The organism is Sphingomonas sp. R86521 (assembly GCF_042466235.1).
Classification (GTDB): Bacteria; Pseudomonadota; Alphaproteobacteria; order Sphingomonadales; family Sphingomonadaceae; genus Sphingomonas.
On record NZ_JAXHBY010000001.1, the window covers coordinates 134154 to 156384 of the forward strand.

Annotated in this window: 18 protein-coding genes and 1 tRNA gene; 9 read left to right on the forward strand and 10 right to left on the reverse strand. The window is 68.4% G+C overall.

The features are described 5' to 3' along the window. The first annotated feature begins 72 nt into the window (after window positions 1-72). Together hemC and SJY20_RS00695 are read left to right on the forward strand one after the other, a co-directional pair. Window positions 73-981 carry a hydroxymethylbilane synthase gene (hemC, locus tag SJY20_RS00690; RefSeq protein WP_380784685.1) on the forward strand — a complete coding sequence of 303 codons (909 nt, stop codon included), beginning with the start codon at window positions 73-75 and terminating at the stop codon, window positions 979-981. Continuing rightward, a complete protein-coding gene (locus tag SJY20_RS00695; protein WP_380784686.1) occupies window positions 978-2609 on the forward strand; it encodes a uroporphyrinogen-III synthase in 1632 nt (543 codons plus the stop codon). The genes hemC and SJY20_RS00695 overlap by 4 nt, the downstream gene beginning before the upstream one ends. A gap of 19 nt (window positions 2610-2628) precedes the next feature. Here the strand turns inward: SJY20_RS00695 and SJY20_RS00700 are convergent, their stop codons facing one another. From SJY20_RS00700 to SJY20_RS00715, 4 genes are read right to left on the reverse strand one after another with little or no spacing between them, the layout of a single operon-like run. Next, window positions 2629-3417, reverse strand: a complete 789-nt coding sequence (locus SJY20_RS00700) for a DUF72 domain-containing protein (protein WP_380784687.1) — start codon at window positions 3415-3417, stop codon at window positions 2629-2631. A gap of 20 nt (window positions 3418-3437) precedes the next feature. After that, entirely contained in the window at window positions 3438-4826 is a 1389-nt protein-coding gene (locus tag SJY20_RS00705; RefSeq protein WP_380784688.1) for an efflux transporter outer membrane subunit, read from the reverse strand. Between the two features lies 1 nt (window position 4827). Continuing rightward, window positions 4828-5970, reverse strand: coding sequence for an efflux RND transporter periplasmic adaptor subunit (locus tag SJY20_RS00710; protein ID WP_380784689.1), 1143 nt, complete (start codon window positions 5968-5970; stop codon window positions 4828-4830). Beyond that, window positions 5963-9151: an efflux RND transporter permease subunit gene (locus SJY20_RS00715; RefSeq protein ID WP_380784690.1), complete on the reverse strand. Its 3189-nt coding sequence runs from the start codon at window positions 9149-9151 to the stop codon at window positions 5963-5965. The genes SJY20_RS00710 and SJY20_RS00715 overlap by 8 nt, the downstream gene beginning before the upstream one ends. Window positions 9152-9402: 251 nt before the next feature. Here SJY20_RS00715 and SJY20_RS00720 point away from each other — a divergent pair, with 251 nt between their 5' ends. Together SJY20_RS00720 and SJY20_RS00725 are read left to right on the forward strand one after the other, a co-directional pair. Then, window positions 9403-9858 (forward strand): DUF4126 domain-containing protein, encoded by a 456-nt coding sequence (locus SJY20_RS00720; RefSeq protein ID WP_380784691.1) that lies wholly within the window; start codon window positions 9403-9405, stop codon window positions 9856-9858. After that, window positions 9855-11228 (forward strand): FAD-containing oxidoreductase, encoded by a 1374-nt coding sequence (locus SJY20_RS00725; protein ID WP_380784692.1) that lies wholly within the window; start codon window positions 9855-9857, stop codon window positions 11226-11228. The genes SJY20_RS00720 and SJY20_RS00725 overlap by 4 nt, the downstream gene beginning before the upstream one ends. An 85-nt stretch (window positions 11229-11313) precedes the next feature. Here SJY20_RS00725 and SJY20_RS00730 read toward each other — a convergent pair whose 3' ends face one another. Beyond that, window positions 11314-11835, reverse strand: a complete 522-nt coding sequence (locus SJY20_RS00730) for a hypothetical protein (protein WP_380784693.1) — start codon at window positions 11833-11835, stop codon at window positions 11314-11316. A gap of 234 nt (window positions 11836-12069) precedes the next feature. Further along, a tRNA-Gln gene (locus SJY20_RS00735) sits at window positions 12070-12143 on the reverse strand. A 181-nt stretch (window positions 12144-12324) separates the two neighbouring features. Here SJY20_RS00735 and SJY20_RS00740 point away from each other — a divergent pair. Continuing rightward, window positions 12325-13344 (forward strand): Ppx/GppA phosphatase family protein, encoded by a 1020-nt coding sequence (locus SJY20_RS00740; protein ID WP_380784694.1) that lies wholly within the window; start codon window positions 12325-12327, stop codon window positions 13342-13344. Further along, window positions 13341-14033 (forward strand): RlmE family RNA methyltransferase, encoded by a 693-nt coding sequence (locus SJY20_RS00745; protein ID WP_380784695.1) that lies wholly within the window; start codon window positions 13341-13343, stop codon window positions 14031-14033. Before SJY20_RS00740 ends, SJY20_RS00745 begins: the two co-directional genes overlap by 4 nt. A 106-nt stretch (window positions 14034-14139) precedes the next feature. On the opposite strand, the gene rpoZ is transcribed toward SJY20_RS00745, so the two are convergent. Then, the gene (gene rpoZ / locus SJY20_RS00750; RefSeq protein ID WP_147083484.1) at window positions 14140-14484 is read right to left on the reverse strand and encodes a DNA-directed RNA polymerase subunit omega; all 345 of its coding nucleotides are present in this window, start codon (window positions 14482-14484) and stop codon (window positions 14140-14142) included. Between the two features lie 117 nt (window positions 14485-14601). On the opposite strand from rpoZ, the gene SJY20_RS00755 reads away from it, so the two are divergent. After that, entirely contained in the window at window positions 14602-15762 is a 1161-nt protein-coding gene (locus SJY20_RS00755) for a phosphatidylserine/phosphatidylglycerophosphate/cardiolipin synthase family protein (RefSeq protein ID WP_380784696.1), read from the forward strand. Window positions 15763-16033: 271 nt separating this feature from the next. Here SJY20_RS00755 and SJY20_RS00760 read toward each other — a convergent pair whose 3' ends face one another. Further along, entirely contained in the window at window positions 16034-16648 is a 615-nt protein-coding gene (locus SJY20_RS00760) for a class I SAM-dependent methyltransferase (RefSeq protein ID WP_380784697.1), read from the reverse strand. 158 nt (window positions 16649-16806) lie between these two features. Here SJY20_RS00760 and SJY20_RS00765 point away from each other — a divergent pair, with 158 nt between their 5' ends. Continuing rightward, window positions 16807-17127 carry an antibiotic biosynthesis monooxygenase gene (locus SJY20_RS00765; protein WP_380784698.1) on the forward strand — a complete coding sequence of 107 codons (321 nt, stop codon included), beginning with the start codon at window positions 16807-16809 and terminating at the stop codon, window positions 17125-17127. 53 nt (window positions 17128-17180) lie between these two features. Here SJY20_RS00765 and SJY20_RS00770 read toward each other — a convergent pair whose 3' ends face one another. After that, window positions 17181-19451 (reverse strand): CDC48 family AAA ATPase, encoded by a 2271-nt coding sequence (locus SJY20_RS00770; protein WP_380788508.1) that lies wholly within the window; start codon window positions 19449-19451, stop codon window positions 17181-17183. 246 nt (window positions 19452-19697) lie between these two features. On the opposite strand from SJY20_RS00770, the gene SJY20_RS00775 reads away from it, so the two are divergent. Further along, the gene (locus SJY20_RS00775) at window positions 19698-20585 is read left to right on the forward strand and encodes a LysR substrate-binding domain-containing protein (protein ID WP_380784699.1); all 888 of its coding nucleotides are present in this window, start codon (window positions 19698-19700) and stop codon (window positions 20583-20585) included. Here SJY20_RS00775 and SJY20_RS00780 read toward each other — a convergent pair. Beyond that, on the reverse strand, window positions 20582-22084 hold the full coding sequence (locus SJY20_RS00780; protein ID WP_380784700.1) for a M23 family metallopeptidase: 1503 nt from the start codon (window positions 22082-22084) through the stop codon (window positions 20582-20584). The genes SJY20_RS00775 and SJY20_RS00780 overlap by 4 nt on opposite strands. Window positions 22085-22231: the final 147 nt, after the last annotated feature.

The window sequence follows — 22231 nt, forward strand, 5'->3', positions numbered from 1 at the left end:
CCCGCGCGCTTGTCCCCCTCAGGCTTGTTCCCCAGACTTGTCGAAGCCGCCGCGCTTCGTCATGACCGGGCGATGGCTCGTTTCCGGCTCGGCACGCGCGGTTCGCCGCTGGCACTCACCCAGGCGGGGATGGTGCGCGATGCGCTGTGCGCCGCGCATGGCTGGACGCCCGACGACATCGAGACGGTGGTGATCAGGACCACCGGCGACCGCGTCCAGGACCGCGCACTCGCCGAGATCGGCGGCAAGGCGCTGTGGACCAAGGAGCTCGACCGCGCGCTGCTGGCCGGCGAGATCGACGCCTGCGTGCATTCGATGAAGGACGTCGAGACGATCCGCCCTGCGCAAATCCGCATCGCCGCGATGCTGCCGCGCGCCGACGTCCGCGACCGGCTGATCGGTGCGGAACGCGTCGAGGACCTGCGTGACAGTGCGGTGGTCGGGACCAGCTCGCCGCGTCGTCGTGCGCAGCTGCTGCGGTTGCGCCCCGACCTCGACATCGTGCTGATCCGCGGCAATGTCGACACCCGGCTTGCCAAGGTCGCGGGCGGCGACATGGACGCCACTTTGCTCGCAGCGGCAGGGCTCGACCGGCTGGGACGCGCCGATTGCGGCCATGCGATCCCGACCGACGTCATGCTGCCGGCGCCGGCACAGGGCGCGATCGGGATCGAGACGCTCGACGGTAGCACGGCACACGCGTTGGTGGCGGCGATCGACCATGCCGATACCAGCGCCTGCGTAAGCGCCGAACGCGCCTTGCTCGCGCGGCTCGGTGCGGACTGCCATTCGCCGGTCGCGGCGCTCGCGTCGCTGGCGGGCGAGACGCTCAACCTGCGCGCCGAACTGATCGCCGAGGACGGCACGTGCGACGTCGCGGGATCGATCGAAGGCGCGCTCGGCGACGATCTCGGCACCGCGCTGGCGGTCGACCTGCTCACCCGCGCCCCCGACAGCGTACGGCGGCTGTTCGCGGCGTGAGCCGTACGGTCGTCGTGCTGCGCCCCGCGCCGGGTGACGCCGCCACCGCCGCCCGGTTGCGTGCGCTCGGGCTCACCGTCCGCCAATTGCCGTTCTTCGCCGCCGCACCGGTCCCCTGGACCGGCCCTGACGCCACCGATTGGGACGCGCTGTTGCTGACCAGCGCCAACGCGGTCCGGCACGGCGGCCCGGGACTGGACGCGCTCAAGGGCCTTCCCGTCATCGCCGTCGGCGCCGCCACCGCCGCCGTAGCGCGCGCGGCCGGCTTCGGGATCGCGAAGATCGGCGAGAGCGATGCCGCATCGGCGGTCACGCTCGCGCACGAAGCGGGGTTCGCCCGACTGCTCCACCTCGCGGGACAGGACCGCGCGCGGACCGGCGAAGGCGTCACCGCGCTGACCGTCTATGCCAGCGATCCGACCCCCGTGAGCGACTCCGATATCCGCGCATTGGCCGGCTGCGTCGTCCTGCTCCACTCCACCCGCGCCGCGCAGATGCTCGCGGCACGGGTGTTCGAGACCGAACGCGGGGCCATCGCGCTGGTCGCGTTGTCGCTCGCGGTCGGCGAGGCGGCCGGCGAGGGCTGGGAGAGCGTCGATATCGCCGCCGAGCCAAGCGACGACGCGCTCGTCCCGCTGGCCGCGACGCGCGCGATTGACCGGGCGTCCGCTGGCGGGGATAAGCACGCCATGACCGACTATGTGCCGACCCCACAGCCACGCAGGGCCAGGCTTGGCACCATCCTCCTGTGCGTCGTGCTGGCGTTCGCCGCGGGCCTCGCGCTGATGGGCTATGCGATGCGCCGCGGCTGGCTCGGCACCACGACGCCGGTCGTCGCGACCGTCGAGAAGCCCACGACCAACGCCGGCTATGTCCCGCAACAGCCGCTCAACGCGAATGGCGAGGCGCCTGCCGCTGCCGCCGCGCTCGATCCGGCGATGCTGGCGACGCGCGAGGCGGCACTGGCCGGGCAATTGGCGGCCCTGGAAGCGCGCACCGCAGCCGTCACCATCGATGCCGCCGCTGCCAGCGGCCAGGCGACGCGCGCGGAAGGGCTGCTGGTTGCATTCGCGGCGCGACGCGCGCTCGATCGCGGGTTGCCCCTCGGCTATCTTGAGGAACAGTTGCGGCTGCGTTTCGGCGCAAGCCAGCCGCGTGCGACCTTCGCGGTGATTCAGGCCGCGCGCCAGCCGGTGACGATCGAGGACCTCCGCCAGGGCCTCGACGACATCGCGCCCGAGATCACGGCAACGACCGGCGAGACCTGGGGCGCGACGTTGCGCCAGCAGATCGACCAGCTGATCGTGCTGCGGCGATCCGACACCCCGCCGCCGATGGCCGCCGACCGGCTCGCGCGCGCGCGGCGCTGGCTCGAGAGCGACCAGGTCGAGGCGGCACGCGCGGAGGTCGCGCGGCTGCCGGGCGCCCGCAACGCCGGCGACTGGATGGCGTCGGCAGCGCGTTACGTCCAGGCGCGCCATGCGCTGGACGGGATCGAGAATGCCGCGATCCTGGGCCAGTTGGTACAGCCGAATGCGGTCCCGGTTACGCCCGCTGTGGCTGCACCGGCCGCAACGCCTGCGGTAACGCCGTCAGTAGCACCGACGGCGGCGACGCCAACGCCCTGACTCGCGCATAGAGCAGGCGTTATACCCGCTCGATCAACGCCATCGCACCCTGGGGCGCGCGGACCTTGGCACCGTTGATGAAGAACACGAACGTCTCGCGCGCGGCCTTCTTCGGTGCCGCCTCGGTCACATAAGGCAAGCCCTCCGGCCGGCCACCCGCCGCCCACAGCTTCGCCTTCGCCGCCCAGTCGTCGAGCGCGTGCGGTGCATAGCCCGCGACGAACCGCTCCTCCGCCGACTCCAGCCGCGCATAGACGAAGTCGCCGGTGACATCGGCGATCGCCGGATATTCCGCAGAATCCGCATAGACGATCGCCACCCCCACATCGCGGCACAGCGCAACGAATTCCGGCACCGCAAAGCTCTCGTGCCGAACCTGGATCGCATGGCGCAGTGCGATGCCGTCCTGCTTGGCCGGCAGCAGCTTCAGGAACGCCCCGAAATCGTCCGCGTCGAATTTCTTCGTCGCCATGAACTGCCACAGGATCGGGCCGAGCTTGTCGCCGAGTTCGACGATGCCCTGCCCGACGAATTTCGCGATCGACTCGCCCGTCTCGGCCAGCACCTTCCGGTTGGTGCAATAGCGCGACGCCTTCAGCGTGAAGACGAACCCGTCGGGCACCGCCGCTGCCCAGGATGCGAAGGTCGCCGGCTTCTGGCTGCCGTAATAGGTGCCGTTGATCTCGATCGCGGTGACGTGCTCTGCGGCATAATCGAGTTCGCGCTTCTGCGCCCACTTCTCGGGATAGAAGGTCCCGCGCCAGGGTTCGTAGGTCCAGCCGCCGATGCCGATTCGAATGATGCTCATGACGGCACTATACGCGCCAATCAGGCGGTGGCGACGCCGCCGATCGCACGCACCGTATCCACCGCGATCCGCAGCCGCGCGCTCTGCACTTCGAGCAACAGCCGTTGGGCGTCGAGCGCCGCGGTCTGCGCGGTGACCACCTCGAGATAGTCCGAGGCGCCGTCGCGGTAGCGGGTCAGCGCCAGGTCGCGGGTCCGCTCCGCCGCGCGCGTTGCTGCAAGCTGGTCCGCCTCCTGCGCCGCCAGTGCACGCGCGCGCGCCAAATCGTCCTCGACCTCGCGGAACGCCGCCAGCACGGTCGAACGATAGCTCGCCGCCGCCTCGTCATACTGCGCGCGGCTGATCCGTACCCGCGCCCGCCGCGCGCCGCCGTCGAAGATCGCCAGCGCGGCCGAAAGCGGCCCCAGCGCCCAGAAGCTGTTCGACGCGCTCAGGATATTGCCGTGCCCCGCCTCGAACCCGCCCGATCCGCCCAGCGTCAGCGACGGATATTGCGCCGCGCGAGCGACCCCGATCCGCGCGTTGGCGGCGGCGATACGGCGTTCGGCGGCGACCACGTCGGGGCGCCGCTGGAGCAGGGTAGAGGGGATGCCGACCGGGAACACCGGCGGCTTGCGCATCGTGTCGGCGACCGGAATTGCAAAGCGCGAGGCCGATTCGCCGACCAGCGCGGCGATCGCATGTTCGAACGCCGCGCGCTCGCCGGCGACCGCGGACAGTTCCGCACGCGCGCTCGACAACAAGGCGGCCGAACGGCTGACGTCGATCCCCGATGCGATGCCGCCGCTGTGCCGCGTGTCGGTCAGGTCATAGGCGCGCTGGAACGCGGCAACGGTCTGCTGCAACAGCACGGTACGCGCATCCAGCCCGCGCATCTGGAAATAGGTGTCGGCCAGCGTCGACTGCAACGCGAGGCGCGTTCCCGCGACATCCTCCGCGCTGGCCTGCGCCGCGGCGGCATCGGCACGGACCGAATTGCGCACCCGGCCGAACAGGTCGATCTCATAGGCGAGCGAAGCGCCAAGCGAGGCGTTGTTGTAGGTCGCGGCACTACCCTGCGACAGCGGCCGTCCCGCGGAGACACGCGCACGCTCGGCATCCGCACCGACACTGACGCTGGGAAACAGATCGGCGCGGCTCTCGCGCAGCAGTCCCCGCGCCTGATCGTAACGCGCCACCGCGGCGGCGAGGTCGGGATTGCCGGCCTCGATGCGCGCTTCCAGCTCGGCCAGCACGGGATCGTCGAACGCGTCCCACCACGCGCCTGGCGCAGGCTCGGACGCGGCCAGCTGCCAGGATCCGGCCTCCTTGTACGCCGACGCGGCCGGGCTTGGCGGGATGCTGTACGGTGGTGCCAGCGAACAACCGCCGAGCCCCGCGAGCGCCAGGCATCCGATCAGCCGGCGCATCCTACTTCCCCGCCACGGGCGGCGCGATCCGCACCGGGTCGCCCGACTGGAGCGAATCGGGCGGGCTGTCGATCACGCGGTCGGCGGCGGTCAGCCCGGCGCTGATCGCGACGCTGTCGCCATCGTCACGACCGATCGTCACGGTCTTCAGCCGTGCCTTGCCGTCTGCGCCGACCACCGCGACCTGCGTCCCCTTGGCGCCGATGATCAGCGCGCTCGACGGCAGGCGAACGCCGCTGCCGCCGGCCCCGACCGGGAACTTGATTTGGGCATAGGCACCGGCCTTCAGCGCGCGGTCGGCGTTGGGCGCCTGCAGCTCGACGAGCACGGTGCCCGACTGCGGGTCGACCGCGCCCGCGCTGCGGGTCAGCGTCACGTCGAAATTGCGTCCCGGAAACTCGGGCACGGTCAGCGTCGCGTGCATGCCCTGGTGGATCTGCCCCGAACTCGCCTGTGGCACGCGGACATAGATTCGCATCCGATCGATCGCGGCGACCGTGAACAGCGGCGTCGATGCCGCCGTTCCCGCCGTCACCAGCGCGCCGATCTGAGTCGACCGGCTGATCACCACGCCCGCGAACGGCGCGGTCAGCCGGGTGAAGCCCTGCAGCGCGCCCAGCCGGCGGACGTTCGCCGACGCCGCATTGGCGATCGCGGACTTCGCGGCAAGGTCGCCGATCTTCTCGTCGGTCTCCTGCTTCGACACCGCATCCTTGGCGAGCAGATCGCGCCAGCGCGTCGCGGTCGACGCCGCAAGCGATCGGTTCGCGCGCGCGGTCTGCAGGTCGGCCTCCGCTGCCGCGACCTGCTGGTCCACTTCGGGCGCGTCGAGGATCGCGAGTGTCTGTCCCGCGCGGACCGGGTCGCCGATATCGACGAACCATTTGCGGATGTATCCGGTGGTCCGCGCAAAGATCGCCGCGCTGTTATACGCCTGCACCGCGCCCGGCAGCGTCAGTGCGTCGCTGTCGCCCGCCGCCTTGGGATGGATCACGGTGACGATCGGGGTCGCCTGCGCACTGGTCCAGGTCGCGAGCTGCGAATCGGACCGGTGGCGCGTGAAGATGCCGGCCGCCACCAGCACCAGCGCGACGACGACCGCGACGATCCCGACCGTCTTCAGCGATCCGCGGGACTCAGACATGCACTTCCTCCAAATCCGTATCACGTACGCGCGCCGCGTCGCGGCGATGCGCGAGGCTGAAGATCACCGGCACGAACATCAATGTCGCGATCGTCGCGACGATCAGCCCGCCGATCACCGCACGGCCCAGCGGCGCGTTCTGCTCGCCACCCTCACCAAAGCCCAGCGCCATCGGCAGCATGCCGATAATCATCGCCAGCGCGGTCATCAGCACCGGCCGAAAGCGCGTCATCCCCGCTTCCAGCGCCGCCTTGGTCGAATCGCCGATCTCCGCCAGCCGTTCGCGCGCGAAACTGACCACCAGGATCGAATTCGCGGTGGCGACGCCCATGCACATGATCGCCCCGGTCAGCGCCGGCACCGACAGCGTCGTGCCCGTCAGGAACAGCATCCACACGATCCCGGCGATCGCACCGGGCAGCGCGGTGATGATCACGAACGGATCGAGCCAGCTCTGGAAGTTCACCACGATCAGTAGATAGATCAGCACGATCGCGCCGATCAGCCCGAAGAACAGCCCAGAGAATGCGCTGTTCATCGTCGCATACTGGCCGCGCAGCGTGACAATGGTGCCCTTGGGGACCGTCGCCTTAGCCTCCGCCAGCACGCGCTTGATGTCGCCCGCCACCGCACCGAGGTCGCGGCCGTTGGGCGTCGCATAGATGTCGATCGCCTGCGCGATGTTGTAGTGCGAGATCACCGCCGGCGAACTTGCCCGGGCGACCGTGCCGATCCCGCCCAGCACCTGCGCCGTGCCGCCCGTCGTGGTGCCGGTGACCGGGATGTTCGACAGGTCGCTCATCGATCCGACGCGGTATTCCGGGGTCTGGGCGACCACGCTGTACGACACCCCGTTTTCGGGGTTCAGGTAATAGACCGGCGCGGTCTGCAGCGTGCCGGCCAGCGACGATCCGACGCTGGCGGTAACGTCGCGCTCGGTCAGGCCCAGCTGCCCGATCCGGCTGCGGTCGATGTTGACGCGCAGCTCGGGGTAGCGCGCCGATTGCTGGATGCGCGAGTCGGCGACGCCGGGGATCGCGGCGATCTTGCGCAGCAGGGTGCGCGCATAGGCATAGTTGGCGGCGGCGTCCTTGCCGGCGATCTGCACGTCGATCGGTGCCGGCGCGCCGAAATTGAGGATCTGGCTGGTGATATCGGCGGGCAGGAACGAGAAGGTCGCGCCCGGGAACGCCCCCGGCAGCGTCTCGCGCAGTTTCCGCACATAGTCCGCGGTCGGCGCATGCTCGTGCGCCAGCTGGATCAGGATGTCGCCGTCCTGCGGGCCGATCGTCCCCGAATTGCCGTACACCGCGTTGATCGAACTCACCGGCAGGCCGATGTTGTCGACCACCGAGACCAGTTCTTCGGCGGGGATGGTCGCGCGGACCTTCGCGGCGATACGGTCGAACTGCGCCGACGTGCTCTCGATCCGGCTGCCGATCGGCGCCCGGACGTGCATCGTGATCTGTCCCGCATCGACCGCTGGGAAGAAATTCTGGCCCAGGAACGGGATCAGCAGCAGCGATAGCAGCATCACCGCCATGAACCCGAGCAGGAACGGCTTGCCGGTCGCCAGCGCGCGTTCGAGCAACCCGCCATAACCGGCCCGGACCCGCTCGAACCGCGCCTCGAACCCGCGCTGGAACCGGACCAGCGGATTGCGCGAGGTCGGCGTCCCCGCCGCGTGAATGTCGCCCGCATGCGGCTTCAACAGATACATCGCCATCGTCGGCACCAGCGTGCGCGAGAGCACGAACGACGCGATCATCGCGAACACCACCGACAGCGCCAACGGCACGAACAGGAAGCCCGCGACGCCCGGCAGGAAGAACATCGGCACGAACACGATGCAGATGCACAACAGCGACACGAACGCCGGCGTGACGATCTGCGCGGCGCCGTCGAGGATCGCCTGCTTGACGCCCTTGCCCTGCTCCAGATGCCAGTTGATGTTCTCGATCGTCACCGTCGCATCGTCGACCAGGATGCCGACCGCAAGGCTGAGCCCGCCGAGCGTCATGACGTTGAGCGTCTGCCCGGTCGCCGACAGCGCGATGATCGCGGCAAGGATCGCCAGCGGGATCGAGATCGCGATGATCACGGTCGAGCGCCACGATCCCAGGAACAGCAGGATCATCAGCGACGTCAGCGCGGCCGCGATTCCGCCTTCCTTGACCACGCCCTCGACCGCCGCCTTCACGAACAGCGACTGGTCGCCGATCGGCACGATCTTCAGGCTGTCGGGCAAGGTCGCCTGGATCGCGGGCAGCGCGTCCTTGATCCCCTGGACGATCGCCAGCGTCGAGGTCGATCCGTTCTTCAGGATCGTCATCAGCACCGATCGCGACCCGTCGACATGGACGACGTTGGTCTGCGGGGCGCTGCCGTCGCGGACGTGGGCGACGTCGCGCATATAGATCGTCGCGCCGTTGACGACCTTCACCGGCAGGTTGTTGAGCTCGTCGATCGATCCAGGCGCGTTGTTCAGCCGGACATTGTACTGGAACCCGCCGATCTTGGCGAAGCCCGCGGGGTTGATCTGGTTCTGTGCGGCGATCGCCAGCCCGACATCCTGTGCCGATAGCCCCTTCGACTGCAGCGCCTGCGGGTCCAGGTCGATCTGCACCTGCCGCTGGCGCCCGCCCGACGGATACGGGATCGCCGCGCCCGGCACGGTGACCAGCCCCGGCCGGATCTGGTTGACCGCGGTGTCGAACAGCTTGCCCTCCGACAGTCCGTGACCCGACAGCGCAAGCTGCAGGATCGGCACCGTCGATGCGCTATAGTTGAGGATCAGTGGCGGCGTGACGCCAGGCGGCAACTGCTTCAGCACGGTCTGCGAGACGCTGGTGACCTGCGCGGTCGCGGTGCGAATATCGGCGCCCGGCTGGAAATAGATCTTCACCACGCCGATGCCGGGCATCGACTGGCTTTCGATATGGTCGATGTCGTTGACCGTGGTCGACAGCACGCGCTCGTACGGCGTGATGACCCGGCCCGCCATGTCGTCGGGCGACAGCCCCTGATAGGTCCAGGCGGCGGCGATCACCGGTACCTTGATCTCGGGGAAGATGTCGACTGGGGTGCGGATCGCGGCGAGGATACCGACCACCGCGACCAGGATCGCCATGACGATGAAGGTGAGGGGCCGCGACAATGCGACCCTGACGATACCGATCACGCAGCGGACCTCCTCGCGCGTGGACGGCAGGTGATCGCCGGCGACGCCGCTCCCCTCTTGCCGCAGCGCAGCACGATAGCAAGTGTCAATATTGCTTACGTTTCAAGGCGCGTCGGACGTGGCTCGGCAGGCAGCGGAAAAACCGGCCCCGTCTCCAGCTCGGGCGCCGCACGCCGGGCGCGAAGATCGCTGGCTTAACCCGGCAGAACGCCTAACCTGTCGCCCGGACGACACCATGGGGAGACACTGCCATGATCCTGTTCGCCTTGCTTATCGGTATCATCGCCGGACTTCGCGCGCTGACCGCCCCCGCCGCGGTCAGCTGGGCCGCGCATTCCCATGGCCTAGCGCTGGATGGAACATGGCTCGCCTTTCTCGGCTACCGCTTCACGCCGTGGATCCTGTCGCTACTGGCGCTTGCGGAACTGGTCACCGACCAGCTGCCGGGGACGCCGAGTCGCAAGGTTCCGCCGCAGTTCGCCACCCGGATGCTGATGGGTGGTATCAGCGGTGCGGCGATCGGCGCGTCGATGGGAAGCCTCTGGCCCGGCGCCGTGCTCGGTGTCGTCGGCGCGGTGCTCGGCACCTATGGCGGTGCCGCGGCGCGCGCGGCAATGGCGCGCGCGTTCGGTAACGATCGTCCGGCGGCGCTGATCGAGGACGTCGTGGCGATCGGCGGTGCTGTGCTGATCGTCCTGGCGCTTTGAGGAATTTCGACGCGATCGTCGTCGGCGCGGGGCAGGCTGGTCCCGCGCTGGCGAGTCGCCTGACCGCGGCGGGCATGACCGTCGCGCTGGTCGAGCGCGACCGTGTCGGCGGAACCTGCGTCAACACCGGCTGCACCCCGACCAAGGCCCTCGTCGCCAGCGCCTATGCCGCGCACCTCGCCCGCCGCGCCAGCGATTTCGGCATCGGCACTGGCCCGGTCACGGTCGACTTTTCCGCAGTTATCGCGCGAGCGCAGGCGATCGCCACCCGTTCGCGCGAGAACAACGAAGCGTGGCTCGCCGGCATGGCAGGGCTGACGCTGATCCGCGGCCAAGCCCGCTTCACGAGCCCGACGACGATGACGGTGAACGCGGAGGAAATCAGCGCACCACGCATCTTCCTCAACGTCGGCGGTCGTCCGTCGCGCCCGGTAATGCCCGGCAGCGACCAGGTCACAACGCTGACCAACGAAGAGATGCTGACGCTCGACACGTTACCCGAGCATCTCGTCGTCGTCGGCGGCAGTTACATCGGCCTGGAATTCGCGCAGATGTTCCGTCGCTTCGGCGCGCAGGTCACGATCGTCGAGAAGGCACCCCGCCTGATTGCACACGAGGACCCGGAGATCAGCGATGCGATCCGCACGATGCTGGAGGCCGAGGGCATCGCGGTCCGCACCGGCGCAACCTGCATCACCTTCGCAGCCACGAACGACGGCATCGCGGTCGGCGTCAACTGCACCGAAGGCGATCGCGCGGTGGTCGGCAGCCATGTACTGCTGGCGGTCGGCCGCATCCCCAACAGCGACGACCTCGGCCTCGACAAGGCTGGGATCGCCGTCGACGCGAGGGGGTACATCACGGTCAACGATCGTCTGACGACCAACGTCCCCGGGATCTGGGCGCTCGGCGACTGCAACGGCCGCGGCGCCTTCACGCATACCGCCTGGAACGATTACGAGATCGTCGCCGCCAACCTGCTCGACCAGGGCGACCGCCGCGTCAGCCAGCGCGTGCCCGGCTATGCGCTCTACACCGATCCCCCGCTCGGCCGCGTCGGCATGACCGAAGTCCAGGCGCGCAAGACCGGCCGACCGCTGCTGGTGTCGAGCCGACCGATGACCCGGGTCTCGCGTGCGATCGAAAAGGGCGAGACGACCGGGCTGATGAAGATCGTCGCCGACGCCGAGACCCGCCGCATCCTGGGCGCGGCGATCCTCGGTACCGGCGGCGACGAGGCGATCCACGGCATCCTCGACATGATGCACGCCGACCAGCCGCTCGACACCCTGCACTGGGCAGTACCGATCCATCCGACGGTGTCTGAGCTGATCCCCACGCTGCTAGGCGATCTGAAGCCTGCCACCTGACCGGAACCGCACTCGATAGTCGACGCAAAAGGGGCGCCCCAAATCAGGAGCGCCCCTCGTTAGATCATTGATGCGACGTGCGTAATTACGCCATAGCGACCTTCGTTCGCGTGGAAGTGTGCCCACCGGAGCGATGCAGCACGTCTGCAGCGACGTCCGGGCTGATGTTCGCCGTTGCCGTGTCGACCGAAACGAACACGCCGCCTTCCTTGATGCGGCCCTCATAATAGCTCGCATCGACGCGGCTGACGCCGTGATCGGTCATGACCTTCTCCAGGCCACCAACGGCACCGCCAAGTGCAGCGCCGGTCACCGCCGCAGCGGGGATCGCCGCCGACGCAATCGCACCGGCGGCGACCAGCGGACCGACCCCCGGAATCGCAAGCGCGGCGATCCCCAGCAACGTCCCGATCCCGGCACCAGCCGCGACCTTGCCGACGAACTCCTGCGTGTCGTTGCCGCCGCCATCGGTGGCGGCTGTCTTGCCGTCATGCTGCGCGACGATCGAGATCGCGCTGTCGGACACGCCGGCGCTGCGCAGATCGGATACCGCGCGCTCGGCCTCGGCATGGGTGTCGAACACAGCGGATACCAGGGTCGAAGTCATCGTCATTCCTCTCGCGATCATGAACTGTAGCGTGAGGTAGAAGCCGACGAGCGGGGCGATCGTTCCGCATATTGAGGGTTAGCGCCCCGCTAACCTATTTCCGCCCGTCATGGGGATGAGTCCGTCGTTGCACGCGGTGCAAGCCGACAACCGCCGCCAATGAACTCGAGCGCCGCGAGCGTCCTAGGGCACGTCTCAAAATGAAAAGATCTCGATCGCTTGGCGAGAGAAGGCTGGATGCCCCGTGAGGATTCGAACCTCAATAGGCGGTATCAGAAACCGCAGTCTTACCATTAGACGACGGGGCATCAGCGGTCGGCGATCTAGGCGGCGCCTCTCCCTGTGTCAACGGGTTGCAGACGATCCGCGCCGCTCTCCTTGTCGTTGCCCCGGTGCTGCGCTACATCGAAGGCAAGCACCGAGCGGGTATCGTCCCGCGACGGCAGACAGATAGCGAGTTTTACGGCGATGGGGGATGGTTCCGCCCGAATGCCGTACCGGCAGGGTGTTCCTGCCCGTCCGGTGGCGACCCGGCCCTCCCGTGGCCGCTGGTCCGATGCGCAGGCGTTTGCCGCGCTCGACCTGGGTACCAACAATTGCAGATTGCTGATCGCGCGCCCGAATGGCGGTGGTTTCGCGGTGGTCGACGCGTTCTCGCGGATCGTCCGGCTGGGCGAGGGGCTCGCCGCGACCGGCCAGCTCAGCGACGCCGCGATCGAGCGCACGATCGCCGCGCTGCGGGTATGTTCGGACAAGCTGAAGCGCCGCAACGTCACGCTCGCGCGCTCGGTCGCGACCGAGGCGTGTCGGCGCGCGACCAACGGCGCCGCCTTCATCGCGCGCGCGCTGGAGGAGACCGGCATCCACCTCGACGTCATTTCGGCGGAGGAGGAAGCGCGACTTGCGGTGCTCGGCTGTCATGCGCTGATCGAGCCCGGAAATGATCCGGCGCTGGTGTTCGACATCGGCGGCGGATCGACCGAGCTGGTCCTGATCGACACCTCGACCCCGGTGCCGACCGTGCTCGACTGGCATTCCGCGCCGTGGGGCGTGGTGTCGCTGACCGAACACGCCGGTGGCGGCGAAGGCGAAGCGGGTCGGCGCGAGGCCTATACGCGGATGCGCCGCATCGTCGCCGACAGCTTCGCCGACTTCGCCAGCCGCCTGCCGCGACAGGTCGAACGCCCGCGGCTGCTCGGCACCAGCGGTACGGTGACGACGTTGGGGAGTGTTTATCTGGGTCTTAGCCACTATGATCGCTCGGTGGTCGACGGATTGGTCGTGCCGGCGGCGGCGATGCGCAAGATCAGCGCGGATCTGTCGCATATGGCGATCGAGGACCGGGCGAAACTGCCGTGCATCGGCCACGAGCGCGCCGACCTGGTGGTCGCGGGCTGCGCGATATTGGAGACGATCATGGACTTGTGGCCCGCCGAACGCCTGGGCATCGCCGATCGCGGCATTCGCGAGGGCATCCTGCGCCGCCTGATGGGCGCGCAAAAGCCATGAGCCGCGGAGGCTCCGGCGGGCATACCCGCGTGCTCACCGCGCGCAAGCGCACCCCGCAATCGACCCGCTGGCTCGAGCGGCAGCTGAACGACCCGTACGTCAAGCGCGCCAAGGCCGACGGTTTCCGCAGCCGCGCGGCGTACAAGCTGAGCGAGCTCGACGAGCGGTTCGCGTTCCTGCGCGGCAAGAAGCGGATCGTCGATCTGGGGCTTGCCCCGGGCGGCTGGGCACAGGTGCTGCGCCGCAAGCTGCCGAGCGCGACCGTGGTCGGGATCGACCTGTTGCCGGTCGACCCGATCGACGGCGTCACGATCCTCGAGATGGACTTCCTCGACGATGCCGCGCCGGGCAAATTGATCGAGGCGCTGGGCGGCGCACCCGACCTGGTGCTGTCGGACATGGCCGCGAACACCGTCGGGCACCCGCAGACCGACGCGCTGCGGACGATGGCGCTGGTCGAGACCGCGCTCGATTTCGCCTGCGACGTGCTGCAGCCGGGCGGCGCGTTCGTCGCGAAGGTGTTTGCCGGCGGCGCGGATTCGCAGCTGGTCGCCGAAATGAAGCGGAACTTCACCAGCGTGAAGCACGCCAAGCCGCCCGCGAGCCGCAAGGGGTCGGTGGAGTGGTTCGTGGTCGCGCAGGGGTTCAAGGGCCGCTCCGCCAGAGCGGCCGTGGCGGACGAGGACTAGTCTGCCGCTGGGCGGACACGAAAAAGCCCGCGGGGGTTACCCGCGGGCTTTGTAGTCGCACTGCGCTGGCAGTCGGAACCGGATCGGCGTTAGCCGACCCCGTGCCTCAACCCTCGTAATCCGCACCCAGATTCTGGTTCCGCGGCGGCGCGGCGGCGGTCAGGCGGAGCGCCTCGGCCGAAGCGGACAGGCTGCCGACTGCATCGACCTCGTCGTCGTCGTCGACGCGAACCTTCTGCAGGCCCTGGATGACCTGTTCCTTGAGATGCGCCGGCTTGACGTTCTGGTCGGCGATCTCGCGCAGCGCGACGACCGGGTTCTTGTCGCGGTCACGCTCGAGCGTCAGTTCGGCACCGCCCGAAATCTGGCGCGCACGCTGTGCTGCGAACAGCACCAGGTCGAACCGGTTGGGGATCTTGTCGACGCAATCCTCGACGGTAACGCGCGCCATGCCGCATCCTTCGCAACAACGATAAATGGAAGCGGACCGGTTAGGCGACCGAGGCGTAGAAGTCAAGAAAACGCCGATGCTTGCCAGCACCGCGCGGCATGGCCATCACCCGCGACCATGGAAACGCCCCCGCCGCAGCCGAGCTTCACCGTCGACGGCAATGTGTTGACGCTGCTCGACACCGGCCCGCGACGGCTGGACGCGTTGATCGCGCTGATCGACGGCGCCGAACGATCGCTGCGCATCCTCTATTACATCTATGCCGACGACGAATCGGGGCGGCGCGTCAACGCCGCGCTGATCGCCGCCGCCGAACGCGGGGTAACGGTCGCGCTGATCGTCGACGGGTTCGGCAGCGACCAGACCGGCGATCATTTCTTCGATTCCGTCGAGGCCGCCGGCGTTGCGGTCTGTCGCTTCTCGGCGCGGTTCGGCCGCCGCTATCTGTTGCGCAACCACCAGAAGCTCGCGCTCGCCGACGAACGACGGATCATCATCGGTGGGTTCAATATCGAGGACGATTATTTCGGCACCGTCGCCGATCACGCATGGCGCGACCTGGGACTGCTGGTCGAGGGGCCGGCCGCGGGTCGGCTCGCCGGATATTTCGATGCGCTGAGCGATTGGATCCACGCCGGTACCGGCAAGCTGCGCCACATCAACGCGGCGTTGTCGCGGTGGAGCGAGACCGAAGGCACCACCCGCTGGCTGATCGGCGGACCGACGCGGCGGCTGTCGCCCTGGGCGCGGGCGGTGCGCGGCGACATGCGTGCCGGTAGCCGGATCGACGTCATCGCCGGCTATTTCACGCCGAGCCCGGCGTTGCTGCGACGGCTGGACCGTGCCGGCAAGCGCCGCGCGAGTGTCCGCATCGTCACCGCCAGCAAATCCGACAACAACGCGACGATCGCGGCGGCGCGCTTCACCTATGCCGGGCTGCTACGCAAGGGCGTGCGGGTGTTCGAATACCAGCCGACCAAGCTGCATACGAAGCTGTATGTGATCGACGACGCGGTCCATATCGGATCGGCCAATTTCGACATGCGCAGCCTGTTCATCAACCTGGAACTGATGCTGCGGATCGAGGACCGGGCGTTTGCCGCGCACGTCCGCTGCTATGTCGACGGCGAAGTCGCGCGGTCGACCGAGATCACCGCGGCGCTGTACAAGGCGAATACCGGCTGGCTCCAGCGGCTGAAGCAGTTCGGCGCGTATTTCGTGGTGGCGGTGGTCGACCCCAGCGTGTCGCGGGGACTGAACTTCGGGATCGACGAGTAAAGGGCGGCGCAATCGGATGCGCCGCGGATCGCGAAGAACGTCCGTCACCCCAGCGCAGGCTGGGGGCTCCCCGTTCAGGCCGCGACGTTCACCAACTGGGAGACCCCAGCCTTCGCTGGGGTGACGGCAGAGGCGCGATGCTGGACAAAGTGTGTGATCTTACCCAGCGCCGACGGCAAAGCCGCCGTCGGACGGCTTCGGCTTGGCCGAACCGCCGGCCGGGCCTGGCGATGCGCTGCGCGCACCGGCGCGGGCGTGGCCCCGCCTCCGCTCAGTCCTTCCACGCCCAGTACAACTGCGCCGGCGGTACGTTCCACCATTCCATGTCGTGATCGATAGTCGCGAAATGGGGGGTGAGGAAGTCCTTCACCTTGGGGCTGAACTGATACACCAGGAACGCGCCGCCCGGACGGAGCACGGCGTGTGTCGCATCGGCGATCGCCGGGCCGACACCCGACGGCAAGGTCGAGAACGGCAGGCCCGACAGCACGTAATCGGCCGATTCGAAGCCGTGATCGCTGACGATCGTCTGCACTTCGGCGGCCGACCCCAGCACCGCGAAAAAGCGCGGGTCGGTGATGGTGTGACGCAGATAGCGGATGAAATCGGCGTTGGTGTCGATCACTATCAGCTTGGCGTCGGGCGCCATGCGGTCGAGGATCGGGCGGCAGAACGTGCCGACGCCCGGGCCATATTCGACGAACAGCTTGCAGTTGGCCCAGTCGACGCGGTCGAGCATCTTGCGAATCAGCTTGTCCGACGACGGCACGACCGACCCGACCATCACGGGATGCTTCAGGAATTCCGAGAAGAACATCTGCCACGGGGACGGCACGCCGGCGGGACGGGTGCGCGCACGTCGGGCGGCGGTGGTCGAACTGGGCATCGCGTTCCTTAATTTCCAACTGCTCACGCGCTGGCGAAGCTTTGACCCCTCCGTCGCACGATTTCCGAACGCGTTTCAAGCACCTCGGTTGCACGGCTGCGACGAGACGCGGGTCGGCAGGGACTTGCCACGCCCGGACCAGCGCCTAATCGGTGCGGATGAACGACGATCGGAACGGACAGACCGCAGTCATCTTCGTCTCCCGTCGCACCGACGCGGATGACGAGGGCTATGCCGCCGCCGCCGCGGCGATGGACCGGCTTGCCGCCGCGCAACCGGGGTATCGCGGCATCGACAGCGCACGTGGAGACGACGGCGTCGGTGTCACGGTCAGCTATTGGGCGGATGACGCCGCAGCGGTCGCGTGGCGCCAGCATGCCGAGCATACCGCGATTCGCGAGCGGGGCCGGGCGCTGTGGTATGACCGGTACAGCGTGTCGGTCGCGACGGTGACGCGCGGGTATCGCTGGCCGGGATGATGCGATCCGCCGCCGTTCTCCCGCCTTTGCGGAAGAACGGCGGCCTGGCGACCTCAGTCCTCGCGCTTCGGGAATGCGAAGCCGATCGGCTGGATCGCGGTCGCATCCTGTTTGAGCCGCGCCGCCATCTGTTCGTATTCGCGTTCGGTCTCCGGCGTCACCGACGCCCGCGATTCGGTCAGCGCCTTGTCGAAATCGGCCATCGTCACTTCGGTCGATTCGATCGCGCGGCGCAGCGCGACCAGGCCGGCACGACGCACGACGTCCTCCAGGTCCGCACCGCTGAACCGGTCGGTGCGGCTGGCGATCGCGTCGAGGTCGACATCGGCGGCCAGCGGCATCTTCTGCGTCTGGATGCCGAGGATACGCCGACGCCCCGCCTTGTCCGGCACGCCGACATAGACGAGTTCGTCGAACCGCCCCGGCCGCAGCAACGCCGGGTCGATCAGGTTGGGCCGGTTGGTCGCGCCGATCACGACCACCGACTGCAACTCTTCCAGCCCGTCCATCTCGGCCAGGATGGTGTTGACGACGCGCTCGGTCACCTGCGGCTCGCCGGCGCCGGACCCGCGGGCGGGCACCAGCGAATCGAGTTCGTCGATGAAGATCACGCACGGCGCGACCTGGCGGGCGCGGCTGAACAGCCGGGCGATCTGCTGCTCGCTTTCGCCATACCATTTGCTCAGCAGGTCGCTCGACTTGGTGGCGATGAAGTTCGCCTCCGCCTCGCGCGCGACCGCCTTGGCCAGCAGCGTCTTGCCGGTGCCCGGCGGACCATAGAGCAGGAAGCCCTTGGCCGGGCGGATCCCCAGGCGCCGGAACGCATCGGGGTTCTTGAGCGGCAGTTCGACGCCCTCCTTCAGGCGCATCTGCGCGTCGTCGAGCCCGCCGACATCGGCCCAGCGCACCGTCGGCGCCTGCACCATGACTTCGCGCATCGCTGATGGCTGGACGCGCTTCAGGGCACCGAGGAAGTCCTCGCGCGTCACCGACAGCTCGTCGAGCACCTCGGGCGGAATCGTGCGCTCCTCGAGGTTCAGCTTGGGCATGATCCGCCGCACTGCCTCGATCGCCGCCTCGCGGGTCAGCGCCGCCAGATCGGCGCCGACGAAGCCATAGGTAGTGCGCGCCAGCTCATCGAGATCGACCCGGTCGCCCAGCGGCATGCCGCGGGTGTGGATGCCGATGATCTCGCGGCGCCCGCGTTCGTCGGGGACGCCGACGACGATCTCGCGGTCGAACCGGCCGGGACGCCGCAGCGCCTCGTCGATCGCCTCGGGCCGGTTGGTCGCCGCGATCACGACGAGGTTGGCACGCGATTCAAGCCCGTCCATCAGTGTCAGCAACTGCGCGACGAGGCGCTTCTCGGCCTCGCCCGACACCTGGCCACGCTTCGGCGCGATCGAATCGATCTCGTCGATGAACACGATCGACGGCGCAGCCTTGGCCGCTTCCTCGAACACCTGGCGCAGCTTGCCCTCGGACTCGCCATACGCCGACCCCATGATCTCGGGACCGTTGATCAGGAAGAACTGCGCGTCGGATTCATTGGCAACGGCGCGTGCGAGGCGCGTCTTGCCGGTGCCGGGCGGGCCATGCAGCAACACGCCCTTGGGCGGATCGACGCCGAGGCGCTGGAACAGTTCGGGGTAGCGCAGCGGCAGCTCGACCATCTCGCGCAGCTGGTCGATGGTCTGCGCCATCCCGCCGATATCGTCATAGGTGACGTCGGCACGCCGTGCGTCGGCGGGCTCCTCATACTCGGCGCGCAGCTCGATCTCGGTATTCTCGTCGATATGGACGACGCCCTTGGGGCTCGCCGCGATCACCGCGAGGCGGATCTCCTGCAACGCATAGGCCGGCGCGTTCATGAACTGCTGGACGTTGGGCGGCATGTTGCCGACGCGCTGATGCCCCGCGGTCGCGACGATGTCGCCCTGGCAGATCGGCCGCCCGAGGAAGGTGCGCTTCAGCGCGTTGGTCGACCCCTGGAGCCGCAAATTCTGCTGCGCGGGGGCGAACACCACGCGGGTGGCGGGCTTCGATTCGGCTTTGCGCACCTCGACGAAATCGCCCGAGCCGACGCCGGCATTGGCGCGCTGCAACCCGTCGATGCGGACGATGTCGAGGCCCTCGTCCTCGGGATAGGGCCCAACGGCGCGCGCGGGCGTGTTCTGCTTGCCGAGGATCTCGATCACGTCGCCCTCGGCGATCTGCAGCGCCGCCATCAACGCGCGCGGCAGATGCGCCAGCCCGCGGCCGCTGTCCTCGGCGCGGCTGTTCGCCACCTGGATTTTCCGCGTCGGAGTTTCGCTGTCGGCCATCATCATCCCTTCGGCTTCGTACCGCGAGAGATAGGTGACCGGCGGGCGGTTCGCGAGGACTTGGACGGACAAAAAAAGGGCCGGCCTCGAAAGGCCAGCCCGTGAAAGTTTTTAGGAGAGGATGCCTGAAAGGCGAGGTTTCTTTCCCTCGCGCCGGTTCATGTTGCAAGTGCGAAAGGAATCACTACGATTGCAGTTCACGCAATCGTCGGTACGATTGCACCAGACGGTGTTGGGGAGGTGACCATGCGCAGACTACCCCCCTTGGGTGCGATCGAGGCGTTCGTGCAGGTCGCCCGGCTGGGGTCGATCAAGGCTGCGGCGGAGGATCTGGCGCTGTCGGCCCCCGCGCTGAGCCGCCGGGTGCAGAGCCTGGAACGCTTCATCGGCAAGCCGTTGTTCGCGCGGCGGCACCAGGCGATGGTGCTCAACGCCGATGGCGAACGGCTCCTGACGCAGATCGCGCCGGTGCTCGACAGCCTGTCGGATGCGGTCGAATCGATGACCAGCGGCACCGAAGTGCTGCGGCTGCGGCTCGGCATCCTGCCGCTGTTCGCATCGCAGCGGCTGTTCCCGCGGCTGGGCGAACTGCGCGTCTCGCATCCCGAACTCCACCTCGACATCGATACCGCGGGGCACGGCGTGTCGCGGCTGGGCGACGGGCTCGACGCGGTGATCGCGTTGCAGCGCGAGATCGACCCGACGCTCTATGCCAAGCGGCTCGATCGCAATTCGGTCTATGTGATCGGTGCGCGCAGCCTGCTGGAGCGGCCCGATCCGGTGACGCGGCCCGAACAGCTGTCCGAACTGACCGCGCTGTTGCACCGGGACATGCCCGACACCTTCACCGCATGGCGGACCGCGGCGGGGCTGGAGGATATCGAGCCGCTGGCGATCGACCATTTCGATTCGGGCGCGCTGATGCTCGAGGCGGCGGCGCAGGGCCTCGGCATCGCGTTCATGCACGCGAGTCATTTCGAGGATGCCAACGACCCCCGGCTGGTGCGGCTGTTCGATATCGATGTCGAGAGCCCCTACAGCTACTGGTTCGTCTGCCGCCCCCGCGCGCTGCAGCAAAAACCGGTGAAGCTGTTCCACGACTGGCTGATCAAGACGATCGCCGCGGGAGTCTAGCCGCCGACCCGCACCGCGAGCAGCCGCGCCACCTTGGCCTTGAACGCGCGCAGCTTGTCGCCCGACAGCGCCGTCACGCTGGAGAACGAGACCAGCCGCGGGTTGATCGCGGTGCCGTTGCGCCAGACTTCCCAGTGCAGATGCGGCCCGGTCGACATCCCCGTCGAGCCGACATAGCCGATCACCTGGCCTTGGTGGACGCGGGTGCCCGACGAGACCGCGATCCGGCTCATATGGCCGTAGCCGCTCGCCATCCCGCCGCCGTGGACCAGCTTGACGAAGTTGCCGTAACCGCCGGTGCGGCCCGCGAACGCGACGATGCCGTCGGTCATCGCGTGGATCGGCGAGCCATAGGGTGCGCCGATATCGAGCCCCTTGTGCATCCGCGTGAAGCCCAGCAGCGGATGCATCCGCCACCCGAAGCTCGATGTGATCCGGCCAAGCACCGGCAGCCCCGAGACCGCGCGCCGTTCGGTCTGGCCGTTGGCGTCGAACCAGCCGTCGACATTGCCGTCCGACTCGGCGCCCTCCGCACCGAAGCGTACCAGCTGCAGCTTCCGACTCGCCTGGTTGAGCCCGGCAAACAGCAGGTCGCCGATCCGGGTCTCGCCGGTCGCCGCCCGCTCGCGCGCGATGACCAGGTCGAAGCCGTCCGCCGCGGTGACGTCGCGTCCGATCGACAGCCGCGACGCCATCGCCTTGATATAGGATTCGATGATCTTGGCCGGCACGCCCGCGGCGCGCGCCGAGCGATAGAGGCTCGATCCGACCAGGCCCTGGATACGGAGCGGGGTGTCGTCGACCGCGATCGGCTTGCGAGTCATCGTCAGCCCGCTCGCGGCGCGCGACAGCGTCAGGCCGAGATCGAACCGTGCGCGGAAATCGAGCGTCTCCAGCGGCCGCGCGACGGTGCGGTCGGCACGGCGGCCGAGCGTCAGCGCGATCCGCGTCCCCGCCTTGATCGCGTGGGGATCGACCGCCTGCGCGACCAGCCCGGCGGCGGCTTCGGCATCGTTGCGGCCGACGCCGGCGCGCATCAGCACCCGGTCGATCGCGTCGCCTTCGCCCAGCGTCGCGGAGAGTTCGACGGTCGGGCGTTCGGGTGCTTCGGTGAGCGGCGCGACCAGGTCGTTCGCGGCCATGTGCCGGCCGGTATCGGCGCCCAGCGCGAGCGGTGAGATCGCCAGCGCACGCGATTCGTCCCATTCGGCACCGGCCAGCGGCGGTGGTACCGTGCCGGTCAGCGGACGGAAGCCTGGCGACAGCATCCACGTCGCGGCACACAAAGCGCTGCAGGTAACGAGGCCACGCCACCAGTCGCGCGACCCGATCCGCGATCCCAGGTCGGGCACCCAGTCGATCCGCGCGATCGTCTCGCGCAGGGTATCGAGCGGCGTTGTTGCATGATCCGGCACGAACGCGCGGCCGAACGCCCGCCCCAGGGTACGAGCGTTGGTGCCGCCTGCCAGCTCCACTCCAGTCTCGTCACGAACAAACACGCGGGCACTTTCGAAAAATTGGGGTCGGAAAGAGGGCGGTATTCCCCTCTGGTCAGGGTGCGGTGGTTGTGGAGATCAGACCCTAAAGTCAAATTAACCGACGCTGCCTTTGCGACAGTGCGTGGTGCGCCGAAGCCGGTTCGAAAC

What these genes read in the sequence shown, in the direction of transcription:
- SJY20_RS00775 (WP_380784699.1), top strand. Translation starts at nt 19,698, where the DNA reads ATGCGCAGACTACCCCCCTTGGGTGCGATCGAGGCGTTCGTGCAGGTC.
- SJY20_RS00740 (WP_380784694.1), top strand. Translation starts at nt 12,325, where the DNA reads ATGCCGTACCGGCAGGGTGTTCCTGCCCGTCCGGTGGCGACCCGGCCC.
- SJY20_RS00765 (WP_380784698.1), top strand. Translation starts at nt 16,807, where the DNA reads ATGAACGACGATCGGAACGGACAGACCGCAGTCATCTTCGTCTCCCGT.
- SJY20_RS00700 (WP_380784687.1), bottom strand. Translation starts at nt 3,417, where the DNA reads ATGAGCATCATTCGAATCGGCATCGGCGGCTGGACCTACGAACCCTGG.
- SJY20_RS00710 (WP_380784689.1), bottom strand. Translation starts at nt 5,970, where the DNA reads ATGTCTGAGTCCCGCGGATCGCTGAAGACGGTCGGGATCGTCGCGGTC.
- SJY20_RS00705 (WP_380784688.1), bottom strand. Translation starts at nt 4,826, where the DNA reads ATGCGCCGGCTGATCGGATGCCTGGCGCTCGCGGGGCTCGGCGGTTGT.
- SJY20_RS00760 (WP_380784697.1), bottom strand. Translation starts at nt 16,648, where the DNA reads ATGCCCAGTTCGACCACCGCCGCCCGACGTGCGCGCACCCGTCCCGCC.
- rpoZ (WP_147083484.1), bottom strand. Translation starts at nt 14,484, where the DNA reads ATGGCGCGCGTTACCGTCGAGGATTGCGTCGACAAGATCCCCAACCGG.
- SJY20_RS00730 (WP_380784693.1), bottom strand. Translation starts at nt 11,835, where the DNA reads ATGACTTCGACCCTGGTATCCGCTGTGTTCGACACCCATGCCGAGGCC.
- SJY20_RS00720 (WP_380784691.1), top strand. Translation starts at nt 9,403, where the DNA reads ATGATCCTGTTCGCCTTGCTTATCGGTATCATCGCCGGACTTCGCGCG.
- hemC (WP_380784685.1), top strand. Translation starts at nt 73, where the DNA reads ATGGCTCGTTTCCGGCTCGGCACGCGCGGTTCGCCGCTGGCACTCACC.
- SJY20_RS00755 (WP_380784696.1), top strand. Translation starts at nt 14,602, where the DNA reads ATGGAAACGCCCCCGCCGCAGCCGAGCTTCACCGTCGACGGCAATGTG.
- SJY20_RS00745 (WP_380784695.1), top strand. Translation starts at nt 13,341, where the DNA reads ATGAGCCGCGGAGGCTCCGGCGGGCATACCCGCGTGCTCACCGCGCGC.
- SJY20_RS00770 (WP_380788508.1), bottom strand. Translation starts at nt 19,451, where the DNA reads ATGGCCGACAGCGAAACTCCGACGCGGAAAATCCAGGTGGCGAACAGC.